The sequence below is a fragment of the Amycolatopsis sp. YIM 10 genome, from assembly GCF_009429145.1.
GTDB lineage: Bacteria > Actinomycetota > Actinomycetes > Mycobacteriales > Pseudonocardiaceae > Amycolatopsis.
Map to the genome: position 1 here is coordinate 9948926 of NZ_CP045480.1, position 13154 is coordinate 9962079.

13 protein-coding genes are annotated in these 13154 nt (G+C 71.2%); 5 read left to right on the top strand and 8 right to left on the bottom strand.

The features are described 5' to 3' along the window. Positions 1-54 precede the first annotated feature (54 nt). Both YIM_RS46325 and YIM_RS46330 read left to right on the top strand, forming a co-directional pair. Positions 55-1680 carry an ABC transporter ATP-binding protein gene (locus tag YIM_RS46325; protein ID WP_228004435.1) on the top strand — a complete coding sequence of 542 codons (1626 nt, stop codon included), beginning with the start codon at positions 55-57 and terminating at the stop codon, positions 1678-1680. A 50-nt stretch (positions 1681-1730) separates the two neighbouring features. Then, positions 1731-3398, top strand: coding sequence for an ABC transporter ATP-binding protein (locus YIM_RS46330; protein WP_153037701.1), 1668 nt, complete (start codon positions 1731-1733; stop codon positions 3396-3398). Positions 3399-3596: 198 nt separating this feature from the next. On the opposite strand, the gene purQ is transcribed toward YIM_RS46330, so the two are convergent. The 3 genes from purQ to YIM_RS46345 form a co-directional block, all read right to left on the bottom strand. Then, positions 3597-4283: a phosphoribosylformylglycinamidine synthase subunit PurQ gene (gene purQ, locus YIM_RS46335; protein WP_153036372.1), complete on the bottom strand. Its 687-nt coding sequence runs from the start codon at positions 4281-4283 to the stop codon at positions 3597-3599. Further along, complete coding sequence (gene purS / locus YIM_RS46340; RefSeq protein ID WP_153036373.1) at positions 4280-4519, bottom strand: phosphoribosylformylglycinamidine synthase subunit PurS; 240 nt, start codon at positions 4517-4519, stop codon at positions 4280-4282. The genes purQ and purS overlap by 4 nt, the downstream gene beginning before the upstream one ends. A gap of 139 nt (positions 4520-4658) precedes the next feature. Next, entirely contained in the window at positions 4659-5102 is a 444-nt protein-coding gene (locus YIM_RS46345) for a L,D-transpeptidase (RefSeq protein WP_370468937.1), read from the bottom strand. Positions 5103-5334: 232 nt separating this feature from the next. Between YIM_RS46345 and YIM_RS46350 the strand changes: the two genes are divergently transcribed. Next, the gene (locus YIM_RS46350; RefSeq protein WP_153036374.1) at positions 5335-6921 is read left to right on the top strand and encodes a GMC family oxidoreductase; all 1587 of its coding nucleotides are present in this window, start codon (positions 5335-5337) and stop codon (positions 6919-6921) included. Here the strand turns inward: YIM_RS46350 and YIM_RS46355 are convergent. Both YIM_RS46355 and YIM_RS46360 read right to left on the bottom strand, forming a co-directional pair. Continuing rightward, positions 6902-8395, bottom strand: a complete 1494-nt coding sequence (locus YIM_RS46355; protein ID WP_153036375.1) for an aldehyde dehydrogenase family protein — start codon at positions 8393-8395, stop codon at positions 6902-6904. The two genes, YIM_RS46350 and YIM_RS46355, sit on opposite strands and share 20 nt — an antisense overlap. A 36-nt stretch (positions 8396-8431) precedes the next feature. Next, a complete protein-coding gene (locus tag YIM_RS46360) occupies positions 8432-9640 on the bottom strand; it encodes an MFS transporter (RefSeq protein WP_370468938.1) in 1209 nt (402 codons plus the stop codon). A 16-nt stretch (positions 9641-9656) separates the two neighbouring features. Here YIM_RS46360 and YIM_RS46365 point away from each other — a divergent pair, with 16 nt between their 5' ends. Further along, on the top strand, positions 9657-10601 hold the full coding sequence (locus YIM_RS46365) for a DUF5937 family protein (RefSeq protein ID WP_153036376.1): 945 nt from the start codon (positions 9657-9659) through the stop codon (positions 10599-10601). 35 nt (positions 10602-10636) lie between these two features. Further along, positions 10637-11272 carry an MBL fold metallo-hydrolase gene (locus YIM_RS46370; RefSeq protein WP_153036377.1) on the top strand — a complete coding sequence of 212 codons (636 nt, stop codon included), beginning with the start codon at positions 10637-10639 and terminating at the stop codon, positions 11270-11272. On the opposite strand, the gene YIM_RS46375 is transcribed toward YIM_RS46370, so the two are convergent. The 3 genes from YIM_RS46375 to YIM_RS50200 all read right to left on the bottom strand — a co-directional run bounded on the left by YIM_RS46375 (position 11244) and on the right by YIM_RS50200 (position 13098). Beyond that, positions 11244-11924, bottom strand: a complete 681-nt coding sequence (locus YIM_RS46375) for a DUF2334 domain-containing protein (RefSeq protein ID WP_153037704.1) — start codon at positions 11922-11924, stop codon at positions 11244-11246. The genes YIM_RS46370 and YIM_RS46375 overlap by 29 nt on opposite strands. Before the next feature lie 72 nt (positions 11925-11996). Beyond that, entirely contained in the window at positions 11997-12917 is a 921-nt protein-coding gene (locus tag YIM_RS46380; RefSeq protein WP_153037705.1) for a sulfite exporter TauE/SafE family protein, read from the bottom strand. A gap of 85 nt (positions 12918-13002) precedes the next feature. After that, positions 13003-13098, bottom strand: coding sequence for a putative leader peptide (locus tag YIM_RS50200; protein WP_335645121.1), 96 nt, complete (start codon positions 13096-13098; stop codon positions 13003-13005). Positions 13099-13154 lie beyond the last annotated feature (56 nt).

Here is a 13154-nt window from a genome sequence, read left to right on the forward strand (position 1 = left end):
GGTCGCGGAAAATCGGTCGCTCGCGCGGGCGACTCCCGCATACCGTCGAAAACCGTGTCCGAGAAACCGTATCCCGCGCCGGACGTGCGCCTGCCCGAGCGGCTGACCCCGCTGGGTTATCTGCTGGCGGTGCTGCGGTCGCGGCCGTGGCTGGCCGGGGGCACGGCGGTGCTTGGCGCGCTGTGGCTGGTGCCGGGCGCGCTGCTGCCGCTGGTGGTCGGCCAGGCGATCGACGCGGGCATCGCCGGCGCGGACACCGCCGCGCTGGTCTGGAACGTGGTGCTGATCGCCGGGCTCGGTGTGCTGCAGACGGTGTTCGGCGCGGGATTGCTGTTCAGCGCGCACGGCATGTGGTTGCACGCCGCGTCCACCACGCAGCGCCTGGTTTCGCACCACACGCTGCGGCTCGGCGCCGGGCTGCGCGGGCAGGCGGACACCGGCGACATGATGGCGATCGCGTCCTCGGACGAGAACCGGGTCGGCGCGATCTTCGAGGTGTTCGGCCGGGTGCTCGGCGCGGTGGTCGCCTTCCTGACCGTCGGCATCGTGCTGCTGGGCACCTCGCCGCTGCTGGCCGCGGTCGCGCTGGTCGGCGTGCCGCTGGCGGTGGCCGGGATCGGCCCGCTGATCGCACCGCTGCAACGTCGCCAGGAGGCCCAGCGCGAGGATCTGTCCACGGTGAACGCGCTGGCCGCGGACATCGTGTCGGGCCTGCGCGTGCTGCGCGGCGTCGGTGGTGAGCGGCAGTTCGCGAAGCGGTTCGCCACCGCCAGCCAGCGCGTGCGCGAGCAGGGCAACGCGGTGGCCAGCAGCACTTCGTGGCTGGTCGGCGCCGAGGTCCTGCTGCCGGGTTTGGTCACCGTGGCGATCACGTGGCTGGGGGCGAAGCTGGCGGTCGCGGGCACGATCACCGTCGGCGAACTGGTCGCCTTCTACGGCGCTTCGGCGTTCCTGATCATCCCGGTGAGCACCACCACGGAGGCGGCCGGTTCGTTCTCCGGCGCGATGGTGGCGGCGCGGAAGGTCTGCAAGATGCTGAACCTGCGGCCGAAACTGACCGACGCCGCCGACCCGATCGCACTGCCAGACGGTCCGCTCGAACTGCACGACACCGAATCGGGCTTCACCGCGGTCGCCGGGAAGCTGACCGTGGTCGAGTCGCCGGACGCCGAGGAGCTGGCCGCCCGGCTGGCGCGGTTCACCGACCCGGCCGAGCCGGTGCTGGTGTCCGGAGTGGACGTCCGGCGCGCGGCACTGGCCGAGCTGCGCTCGCGGGTGGTGTACGCGCACAACCAGGACGTCTGGTTCTCGGGAGTGCTGCGGGAGCAGATCGTCACGCCCGGCTCGGTCACCGTGGAAGCCGCGCTCACCGCGGCGGACGCGGACGACATCGTGGACGCGTTGCCGCTCGGGCTCGACGAGCTGATCGGCGAACGCGGCCGGGAGGTCTCCGGCGGGCAGCGGCAGCGGCTGAACCTGGCCAGGGCGCTGGCGCTGGACGCGGACGTGCTGCTGCTGGACGAGCCGACGTCCGCCGTGGACGCGCACACCGAGGCACGCATCACCGAACGGGTCGCCGAGCTGCGGCGGGGCCGGACCACGGTGGTGTTCAGCCAGAGCCCGCTGTGGCGGGCGGTCGCCGACGAATACGTGGTCAAGGAGAGACAACCGTGCAGCTGAAGCTGCCGCTGGCCGACGTGGCGCAGGCCCGCGGCTGGGCGATCGGCACGATGAAGGCGTTCCGCCGGGAGTTCGTGCTGGTGATCCTGTTCTTCTGCCTGGCGGGCGCCGCCGGGCTGGTCGGCCCGCAGGTGCTGGGACTGCTGGTCGACTCGGTGGTCGAAGGCGGCGGGTTGTCACTGGATCTGCTGGCGCTGGTCTTCGTGGTGGTGCTGGTGGTGCAGGCCGTGCTGAAGAAGGCGGCCAACCGGCGGGCGGGCCTGCTGGGCGAGCGGGTGCTGGCGAAAACGCGCGAGGAGTTCGTCGGGGACGCGCTGAAGCTGCCGCTCGGCACCGTGGAGGCGGCGGGCACCGGCGACCTGCTCAGCCGCGCAACGTCCGATGTGGACAAAGTCGACTACGCGATGCGTTACGCGGTACCGGAAATCACCGTCGCGCTGATCACCGTCGCGCTGACCGTGGTGGCCATGGTGCTCACCTCGCCGCTGCTGGCGCTTGGCCTGCTGGTCGCCGTGCCGGTGTTGTACCTGCCGACCCGGTGGTACTGGCGGCGGGTGCCGTCGGTGATCGAGCGCATGCTGGACGCCTGGGGCGACGTGCAGTCGGGACTGCACGAGTCCACCGAGGGCGCCCGGACCGCGGACGCGCTGGGCATGATCGAACGCCGCGTCGCCGACGGCGACCGACGGCTGGCACGCGCCGTCGACGGTGAGCGCCACCTGCGGAAACTGCAGGTCAGGTGGGCTCCCTGGCTGGAGCTTTCGCACGCGCTGCCGGTGGCCGCGATGCTGCTGATCGGCGCATGGGCGTACACGCGGGGCTGGGTCGGACTGGGCACCATCACCACGATGGTGCTGTACATGCAGATCATGGCCGGTCCGCTGGACGAACTGCTGTGGTGGATCGAGGACGTGCAGGTGTCGGGGACCGCGTTGCGCCGGGTGATCGGTGTGCGGAACGCGGCTTCCACGCCGCCCACGGGCGCCGAATCGCCATCGGGTACCGAGATCGAAGTGCGGGACGTGCGTTTCGGCTACTCGGCGGACCGCGAGGTGCTGCACGGCATCTCGTTGTCGATCCCGCGCGGGCAGCGGCTGGCGATCGTCGGGCCGTCGGGTGCCGGGAAGTCCACCCTCGGCCGCCTGCTGGCGGGCATCGCCGCGCCCGATTCGGGTTCGGTGACCATCGGCGGCGCGGAGGTCTCGCGGCTGCCGGAGGACGTGCTGCGGGGTGAGGTGCTGTTGCTGACGCAGGAACACCACGTCTTCGCGGGCACGCTGCGGGAGAACCTGACGCTGCCCGCGGGGACGTGGTCGGACGAGGCGCTGTTCGACGCACTGGACTCGGTGGGCGCGGGCTCGTGGGCGCGCTCGTTGCCGGACGGCCTGGACACCAAGCTGTCCTCGAGTGCGGTGCCCGCGGCGATGGCGCAGCAGCTGGCGCTGGCGCGCGTGGTGCTGGCGGACCCGCACACCCTGGTACTGGACGAGGCGACGTCACTGCTGGACACGGGTTCGGCGCGGGAGCTGGAACGCTCGCTCACGCAGGTACTGGCCGGGCGGACGGTGATCGCCATCGCGCACCGCCTGCACACCGCGGCCGCCGCGGACCGGGTCGCCGTCATCGACGGCGGCACCATCACAGAGCTGGGTACCCACGAAGAGCTACTGGCTGCTGATGGGCCCTACGCGAGGTTGGTTCAGGCGGCTACGGCCTGAGGGTCCGCCCGGGATGGCTGTTCCGGCGGGATGGCTGTTGTTCCGGCGGGTGGCCACCCCGCTGTTTGATTGTGACTACGGCGAAGACCGTGTTTGGCTGTGGAGCGGGGATGGGGAAGGGCTGGGTGGGTAGGTGGTCGGCTGCCGTTGCCGGGTGGCGGTTTTGGCAGCTGGTTTGGGGAGGGTGTGGAGTGCCAGTCAGCTGGTTAGGGCGCCGGTCAGGGTGTCGACGGCGGAGTAGAACATGCCCAGGCCGTCGTCCGAGGGGCCGGTCAGGGCGTCGATGGCGTGTTCCGGGTGGGGCATCAGGCCGACCACACGGCCGTTCGCGCTGGTGATGCCGGCGATGTCGTTGCGCGAGCCGTTCGGGTTCTCGCCGACGTAGCGGAAGACCACCCGGCCCTCGCCCTCCAGCATGTCCAGGGTGGGCTGGTCGGCCACGTAACCGCCCTCGCCGGACTTCAGCGGGACCAGGATCTCCGCGCCCTGCTCGTACCGGGTGCTCCACGCGGTGGTGTTGTTCTCCACCCGCAGCCACTGGTCACGGCAGACGAAGTGCAGCTTGTGGTTGCGCACCAGCGCCCCCGGCAGCAGCCCCGCCTCGCACAGGATCTGGAAGCCGTTGCAGATGCCGAGCACCGGCATGCCCTTGGCGGCCGCCTCGACCACCTCGGTCATCACCGGGGCGAACTTCGCGATGGCCCCGCAGCGCAGGTAGTCACCGTAGGAGAAGCCGCCGGGCACGATCACCGCGTCGACCCCGCGCAGGTCGTGGTCGGCGTGCCAGAGCGGCACGGCCTCGGCGTCGGAGTAGCGGGCGGCGCGGGAGGCGTCGACGTCGTCGAGCGTGCCGGGAAAGGTGATGACCCCGATGCGGGCGCTCACGCGTCCACCCGCCGCACGGTCCAGTCCTCGATCACCGGGTTGGCCAGCAGGCCCTCGGCGATCTTCGCCAGCGTCTCGTCGTCGACGGAGTCGTCGACTTCGAGCACGAAGTGCTTGCCCTGGCGGACGTCGGTCACGCCCTCGAAGCCGAGCCGGGGCAGCGCGCCCGCCACCGCTTGGCCTTGCGGGTCCAGGATCTCCGGCTTGGGCATGACGTCCACGACGACTCGGGCCACGGCTGGTCGGCTCCCTATGTGTGCAGGTCAGCGGTACACCCAGAGCCTACTTCACGGTCACCGGCAAACCGGTGGGTAGCCCCCCGACAGAAGCCACCCACCGGACTGCGGCGTGCTCAACCGGCGGCGCGGTACCGGTTCAGCGCACGACCTCGACCACCTCGCCCGGCTGCAGGGCGCGGTAGAAGGTGACGGCCGCGTTGTGCGTCAAGCGGATGCAGCCGTGCGACTGCTGCTTGATGTTGCCTTCGTGGAAGGCGATGCCACTCGTGGTGAAGAACACCGAGTAGGGCATGGGCCCGTCGAAGGCCTTGCTCCAGTGGTCGATGTCCTTGTAAGTGACCTTGAACGTTCCCGGCGGGGTCCGGTAGCCGGACTTCCCGGACGCCATCGGCACCGGGCCGTAGGTGACTTCGCCACCTTCGGCCAGCCACGCCTGCTTGGCGCTCAGGTCCACGCAGGCCGACGCCTTCGCACTGCACGGCATCGAAGCGGCACTGGCGCTCGGGGCCGCGAACAACCCCAGCGCGCCGATCGCCGCGGAACCCGCGACCACACCGGTGATCTTCCGCAGCATTCCCATGATGGGCCTCCCATCCGCTCGCTGGCGCGAGCTCGTGTTTGGTGCTGCTGATGTCGGGACGTAGCGATCACGGAAACGGTTGCTTGCCGATCGGTAATTAACCGGAACGGCCTGACGGCCGGTACGGAGCGTGGCCAAACGCCGACATCTGGGCGACACTCGGTTCCCCCCTTCCACCGGGGCCCGAACCGGACCATCATCGGTTGGCGGAAGGTCAACAACAGGAGGCAGCGTGGCCGAGCGGGAGACTTTCGACTACGTCATCGTCGGGGCGGGCAGCGCGGGGTGCGTGCTGGCCAACCGGCTGAGCGCGGATCCGTCGGTCAGCGTGCTGCTGCTGGAAGCGGGTGGCGAGGACACCGACGACGAGTTCCACATCCCGGCCGCCTTCCCCTCGCTGTTCAAGACCCAGCACGACTGGAACTACGAGACCGTCGAGCAGAAGTACCTCGGCAAGACGAGCTACTGGCCGCGCGGCAAGGTGCTCGGCGGCTGCTCCTCGATCAACGCGATGATCTACATCCGGGGCAACCGCGCCGACTACGACCGCTGGCGCGATGAGCACGGCGCGGCGGGCTGGGGCTACGAGGACGTGCTGCCCTACTTCATCCGCGCCGAAGGCAACACCCGGCTCGGTGGTCCGCTGCACGGCACCGACGGCCCGCTGCACGTCGAGGACCGCGTGTTCACCCACGAGCTGTCCCACGCCTGGGTGAACTCGGCGACCACCTGGGGACTCAAGCCCACCGACGACTTCAACGGTGAGAACCAGGAGGGCGCGGGGCTCTACCAGGTCACCTGTCGCAGGGGCCGCCGCTGGTCCACCGCCGACGCCTACCTCCGCCCGGCGCTGACCAGGAAGAACCTGGTGGTCCGCACGCACGCGCAGACGACGAAGGTGCTGCTCGACGGCACCAAGGCGATCGGTGTGTCCTATTTGGACAAAGGTGCCGACCGTCCGGTGTACGCCGAGCGGGAGGTCCTGCTCTCCGGCGGCGCGGTCAACTCACCGCAGTTGCTCATGCTGTCCGGGATCGGGCCCGCCGAGCACCTGCGTGAGCTGGGCATCGACGTGGCCGTGGCGCTGCCCGGCGTCGGCGAGAACCTGCACGACCACCCGGCGGCCGGCATCATCTGGGCCACCAAGGGCACCACCGACCTGGTCGACGCCGCCACCCCGGCCGGACTGGTGCGCTACCAGCTCACCAAGCGCGGACCGCTGGCCTCGAACGTCGGCGAGGCGGGCGGGTTCATGCCCACCATCGACGGGCTGGCCGCGCCCGACATGCAGTTCCACGTGGCGCCGACGTTGTTCTACGACAACGGGATGCGTGAGCCGACCACCCCGGGCTTCACCTCCGCGGCCACCCTGGTCGAGGTGGCCAGCCGGGGACGCCTGCGCCTGCGGTCGGCGAATCCCTTGTGGCGTCCCGAAATCGACCCGTCGTACTACTCGGAACCGGCGGACTTCACCGCCATGCTGGCCGGGTTGCGCACGCTGATGGAGATCGGCCGCGGCGGTGAGCTGAAGCGCTACCTGGACCGGCCGTTCCTGCCCGAGAGCCACGACATCGACGACGACGCGCTGACCGAGCACGTGCGGCAGAACACGCAGACGCTGTACCACCCGGTCGGCACCTGCGCGATGGGCACCGGCGAGCTGGCCGTGGTCGATCCAGAACTCAAGGTGCGCGGCGTGGAGAACCTGCGGGTGGTGGACGCGTCGATCATGCCCGTGGTGCCGAGGGGCAACACCAACGCGCCCACCGTGATGGTCGCCGAGAAGGCGGCCGAGCTGATCAGCGCTTCCCGTGCATGACGGTGATCAGCTTGGCGACCAGCGCGTCGGTCTTCTCCTTGCGGTCGAAGGTGGTCAGCGCGATGGGAGCGGTGAACCGCTGCCGCGCGATGGCCTTGGTGCGGGCGAACTCGCGCAGGCCCTCCTGACCGTGGATGCGGCCGAAGCCGGAGTCGCCGACGCCGCCGAACGGCAGTGAGGCGATGCCCGCGAAGGACAGCGGCGCGTTGATCGCGGCCATGCCGGTGCGCAGGCGCCGCGCCAGCTCCATGCCGCGCGACTTCGAGAAGACCGTCGCGGCCAGGCCGTAGCGCGTGGCGTTGGCCTTCTCGACGGCTTCGTCCATCGAGGCCACCTTCGCGATGGTCACGGTCGGCCCGAAGGTCTCCTCGCGCACCGCTTCGGCGTCCTCGGGCACGTCGACGAGCACGGTCGGCTGGGCGTACCGGTCGCCGACCGCGTCGGCCCCGCCGACCAGCGCCTTTCCGCCGCGCGACAGGGCATCGGTGATGTGCTGCTTGATCACCTTGAGCTGCGAGGGCATGGTCACCGGGCCGTACTGCGCGTCGTGGTCCGAGCCGGCGCGCACGGCCTTGCTCTTCTCCACCACCTTCGCGACGAACTCGTCGTGCACCCGTTCGTGGACGTACACCCGCTCGACGCCGATGCAGGTCTGGCCCGAGTTGGAGAAGGCACCCCACACCGTCGCGTCGGCCGCGGCGTCGAGGTCGGCGTCCTCGTCGACCAGCACCGGGTCCTTGCCGCCGGCCTCGATGACCACCGGGGTGAGCGTCTCGGCGCAGGCGGCCATGATCTTCTTGCCGGTCGCGGTGGACCCGGTGAAGGCGATCTTGTCCACGCCCGCGCGGGTCAGCGCCGCGCCGGTGGCGCCGTAGCCGGTGACCAGCTGCAGCACCGGCTGCTCCGGCACCACCTCGGCGAACGCGTCGACCAGCCACTTCCCGACGCCGGGGGTGAACTCGCTCGGCTTGAACACCACGGCGTTGCCCGCGGCCAGCGCGTAGGCGATCGAGCCGAGCGGGGTGAACACCGGGTAGTTCCACGGCCCGATCACGCCGACCACCCCGAGCGGCAGGTACTCCACCGTCGCGGCCTGGTTCGACATCAGCAGCCCGGCCGGGCGGCGCTTGCGGCCGAGCACCTTGCGGGCGTTCTTGGCCGCCCACGCGATGTGCTCGATGGCCAGCACCGACTCCAGCTGCGCGTCGGCGATCGGCTTGCCGGTCTCGTCGCGCACGACCTGGCACAGCTGCTGGAGCCGCCGCGTGAGCACGCCCTTCCACTGCTGCAGGCGCTGCGCGCGCCCGCCGAAGCCGAGCGAATCCCACCAGGCGGCCGCGTCGCGCGCCCGCGCGACGGCGGCTTCGACGTCGTCGGCCGTGTGCACCGGATAGGTGCCGACCACCTCGTCGGTGGCCGGGCTCAGCGAGTCGAACGTCTCCTGGGTGGCGGGTTTCGGCTGGACGGCGGTCATCGGCGTCTCCCGGTTACTCGGTCTGGGGACCCCAGGCTACGACGTTGCTGGCAACGTGCCAACTACTCTCGCGGGGCCTCTGCCCAGGATGGCACAGGCGAGCACCGCGCTGGCCACCCCGAACACCGGGGCCAGCCACAACGGCAGCACACCCACGGTCAGCGCGCCGAGCCCGAACCCGCTCGCCTGCACCACGAAGGTCAGCGAGAACCCCTCCGACCTGCGCCCCTCCGGCAGCAGGCCCTGCATCTGCACCGAGGCCACGGTGACCAGCGGACCGGTGCAGAACCCGATCAGCACCACCCCGGTGAGCAGGCCGGGCCAGCCGAGGTCGAGCGCCACCGTGCAGCCGCCCGCGATGAACCCGCCCAGCAGGGTGATCGCCTGCGCGCGCGGCGACACGGTCAGGTGCACACCGCGCCAGGCGTACAGCGCGCCGCCGACGATGCTCGCGCCGGAGAGCACGGTGATGATCAGCGCCGCCGCGCCTTCGGCAGCACCGAGCCGCTGCGCCAGCGCGAACGGTGCGACCTCGATCGTGGACAGCAGGTGCCCGATGGTGAACTGGCAGGCCAGCCACGGCACGGCCGCGCGGATCGGCAGCGGCGGCCGCTCACCGGACACCGGCACCGGCGCTTCCCGGCGCGGGACCAGCAGCGCCGAGACCGCGAACACCACCGCCATCGCGGCGATCGGCAGCACCGCGCCGAACCCGGCGAGCAGGGCGACCAGCAGCGGTCCGCCGATGATCACCGCGTCGATCAGCATGGCGTCCACCGAGACCGCGCGCGGCAGCAGCGGACCGGAGACGGTGCCCGCGAGCAGGGCGCGGAACCCGCCGGACAGTCCGCCCGCGATCAGTCCCGGCAGCACGACCAGCACCAGCAGCACCGCCGGGGACGCTCCGGCCGACGCGGCGAACGCCAGTCCACCGAGCCCGGCCGCCGCGCACAGCAGGAAGAGCACCAGCCCGCGGGACGGCCCGATCCGGTCGAGCAACCGGCCCGCCGGTACCGAACCGGCCAGCTCGGCCACCACAAAAACGGCCATCATCACGCCGCCGAGGCGGTAGGAACCGGTGGTCGCGGTGGTCAGCACGGTGAACGCCAGCGGTGCCATGGCGGACGGCAGGCGGGCCAGCTGCACCCCCATCGACCAGCGCCAATAGGAACGGTGCCGCAGCAGGGTCTCGGTCATGCGCCGAGCCTGCGGTGCCCCGCGGGTGCGCGATAATGATTCGGCCATATCCGAAAGGAAGCCGATGATCGAGCTGGTGCTCACCGCCACCGGGACGCAGCGCCTGCGGTTCGCCATCTCCCCGCTCGAAGAGGTGCTCGGCGCGATCCAGGTGCTCGAAGGCGCGCGCCGGCACCCGGCGTACGGCCCGTGGCTGAGCACCACCGCCGAGCACGCGCGCACGCTCCCGCTCACCGAACTGCGCACCGTGCTGAGTGCCACGCGCTACATCACCGAGTTCCTCAGCCCGCCGCCGCAGGGACCGCGCACCACCGTCGAAGCGCAGCTCGCCGAACTGCGGCGCACTCCGCCCGATCAGGTGGCGCTGGAACTGGCCATGGTCGACGCCGATCTCAGCCACCTGCCCGAGGACCCGGCGGTGGCCCGCGACCTGCTCGGCGACCAGCTGGAACTGGCCTGGCACGAGCTGATCGAGCCGCAGTGGCCGCGGCTGAGCGAGGTGCTCGCCGCCGACATCGACCACCGGACGCGGCGGCTCGGCGAAGGCGGCATCGAGCTGGCGCTGGCCGATCTGCATTCGCGGGTCAAGCTGACCGGTGACGTGCTGACCGTCGAAAGCGCGTCACGGTCGCGCGCCCAGCTCGACGAGCGTGGTCTTCTGCTGCTGCCGAGCGTGTTCGCCTGGCCGAAGGTCGGCGTGATCCTGGTGCCGCCGTGGCAGCCGTCCCTGCTCTACCCGGCACGCGGGGTCGCCGAGCTGTGGCGCCCGGCGCGGGACCCGGACCCGCGACTCGTGGCGGTGCTCGGCCGGACCAGGGCGCTGCTGCTGCAGGTGCTCGCCGAGCCGTCGACCACCACCGCGCTGGCGCGGCGGCTGGACCTGGCGCCCGGCACGGTCTCCGGGCACCTGCGGGCGCTGGCCGGGGCCGGGCTGCTGGCCGCCACCCGGCACGGGCGCTCCGTCCGGTACGCCCGCACCCGACTTGGCGCCGACCTGATCGACGCCTAGCCTGGGAACCGACCGGACAGACAGGGGATATCCTGATGCAATACGTCCATTTTGGACATTCGTGCGTGCTGGCCGAGACCGCGTCCGCGCGGCTCCTGTTCGACCCGGGTTCGTTCTCCCGCGGCTTCGAGGACCTCCGCGACCTGGACGCGGTGCTGATCACCCACCAGCACCACGACCACCTCGACGGCGAGCGGCTGACCGCACTGCTCAAGGCGAACCCGCGGGCCGAACTGATCATCGACCCCGGTTCGCAGGAGGCCGTGGAAAAGCTCGGGCTGACCGCGAAGATCGCCCTGCCCGGTGACACCTTCTCCTTCGGCGGCACCGGGGTCGACGTGGTCGGCGGGCAGCACGCGGTGATCCACCTCGACCTGCCGGTGGTGCCCAACGTCGGTTACCTGCTCGACGACGGCGCCTTCTACCACCCCGGCGACGCGCTCTTCGTGCCCGACCAGCAGATCGACGTGCTCGGCCTGCCCACCGCGGCGCCGTGGCTGAAGGCCGCCGAGGCAGTCGACTTCCTGCGCGCGGTCGCGCCGCGGGTCGCGGTGCCGATCCACGAGAAGGTCCTCGCCGTGCCGGACATGATGTACGGCATGTTCACCAATCTCGGCCCCGACGGCACCGAGGTCCGGGTGCTCAGCGAGGGCGAACCGGCGAAGCTGTGAGGGTGTAGGTGCTGCTGGTCGCCCCGGCCTCCAGCGCCACGTCCACCGCGTCGAGAAAGGCCTGACGTCGGCTCGGCCGCTGCAGGTCGCTCGCGTCCACGCCCAGGCGCAGCAAGCCTCCCCGGCGCGCCACCCTGGCCGCGGTCAGCACCAGCGCGAAGCAGCGCAGCGTTTCGGTCCGCTGGCGCTGGCTGCCGAAACCGTGCACCCGCGCCCGCCGCACCTCGCCGGTTTCCAGGTCCCGGATCGAGGTGACGTCGGCGCAGAAGCGGAAGCCGCGCTCGCGCAACGCGGCCAGCGTGCCGCGCGAGGCCAGCCAGCGCGGGGGCGCGAAGCCCTCGGTGCGCAGGCCGGCGTGGTCGAGCGAGGCGGTCGCGGCGGTCAGCCGCAGCCGGGCCTCGTGCGCGGGCAGCGCGGCGAACTCCGCCTTGCGGCCGAGGCTGACCGCGCGGTGCGTGGGCGGCACGGTGTGGTCGTAGCCGTGCAGGAGCAGGTCGTCACCGCGGTCCACCCGCTGCCTGAGCCAGGAGGTCACCCCGGTCGACGGGGTGAACAGCAGGGAAAGGGGCACCGCCCGCCGGTCCAGCTCCTCGGCCAGTTCGGCGCAGCGGTGCAGCGTGCTCGGGTTCATGCCGGACAGCGAAACGAGCAGTCTGGTGTCCACGCACCCCAGTAAGCGCGCCGAGAGTGACCGCGAAGTGACGTGGCGGAAGCGTGGCAGGAACTACTGCACGACGGTTTCCTTGGCCGGGGCGTCGTCCTCGCCGGCGGCGGCGTTGAGCCTGCGCTCCTCGCGCAGCGAGCGGACCGCGGCGAGCACACCGACCGCCCAGAGCACCACGATCGCGGTGTAGCTCACCGTGTAGACCCAGTCCGCGGCGTCGAACTCCTTGAGCAGCGTGCGCGCGTTGGTGAACACGATCAGCCCACCGGCCAGCGCGCCGAGCAGCCGCGGCGGCAGGTGCCGGACCAGCCACGCGGCCACCGGCGCGGCGATGATGCCGCCGATCATCAGCCCGAGCACCACGGTGTAGTTGAGGTCGTCCTCCTGCGACAGGGTGAACAGGAAGCCGAGGCTGGCGGCGAGGGCGACGATGAACTCCGAGGTGTCCACCGAGCCGACCACCTTGCGCGGCTCCAGCCTGCCCGAGGACAGCAGCGTGGTGGTGGCCACCGGGCCCCAGCCACCGCCACCGGTGGCGTCCACGAACCCGGCCACCAGGCCCAGCGGCGCGAGGAACTTCGCACCGGGCCGCTTGCCGGTGATCAGCTTGCCCAGCTTCAGGAAGGCGAACCGGATCAGCACGTACAACCCGAGCAGCAGCAGGATCAGCGTGATCCACACCGTCGCGTTCTCGGTGGACAGCGAGGTCAGCACGTAGGCGCCGAGCACCGCGCCGACCGCGCCCGGCAGGGCCAGGATGCCCACCGTGCGCCAGTCGATGTTCTTGAACTTCCAGTGGGACAACCCGGAGGCCAGCGAGGTGCCGACCTCGGCGAGGTGCACCGCGGCGGACGCGGCGGCCGGGGCGGTGCCGACCGCGAGCAGGGTGGTCGTCGCCGTCACCCCGAACGCCATGCCCAGGGTGCCGTCGACGAGCTGGGCCAGCAGGCCAGCCAATCCGAACAACAGGAACGTGCGCATGGGAACCTCGGTTCGCAGCATGGCGGCAGGGTGGGGCGCCGCCGGAACGGGAGGGAGTGGGTACGACGAGAGAAAGGGCCGCGATTCAGCGGCGGCAGAGAGCGGAATCGACGCGCACGAGGTCGATGTGCCTGCGCTGGACCAGCGCGATCACATCGAGGAGGTGCACCTGCGTCGTCACGATCTCGATGGTCTCAGACGTCCACGTGCTGATCCAGCGCTTCCCAGATGGTGAAC

What these genes read in the sequence shown, in the direction of transcription:
- YIM_RS46365 (WP_153036376.1), top strand. Translation starts at nt 9,657, where the DNA reads ATGATCGAGCTGGTGCTCACCGCCACCGGGACGCAGCGCCTGCGGTTC.
- YIM_RS46355 (WP_153036375.1), bottom strand. Translation starts at nt 8,395, where the DNA reads ATGACCGCCGTCCAGCCGAAACCCGCCACCCAGGAGACGTTCGACTCG.
- YIM_RS46330 (WP_153037701.1), top strand. Translation starts at nt 1,731, where the DNA reads ATGAAGGCGTTCCGCCGGGAGTTCGTGCTGGTGATCCTGTTCTTCTGC.
- YIM_RS46360 (WP_370468938.1), bottom strand. Translation starts at nt 9,640, where the DNA reads ATGGCCGAATCATTATCGCGCACCCGCGGGGCACCGCAGGCTCGGCGC.
- YIM_RS46345 (WP_370468937.1), bottom strand. Translation starts at nt 5,102, where the DNA reads ATGGGAATGCTGCGGAAGATCACCGGTGTGGTCGCGGGTTCCGCGGCG.
- YIM_RS46380 (WP_153037705.1), bottom strand. Translation starts at nt 12,917, where the DNA reads ATGCGCACGTTCCTGTTGTTCGGATTGGCTGGCCTGCTGGCCCAGCTC.
- YIM_RS46370 (WP_153036377.1), top strand. Translation starts at nt 10,637, where the DNA reads ATGCAATACGTCCATTTTGGACATTCGTGCGTGCTGGCCGAGACCGCG.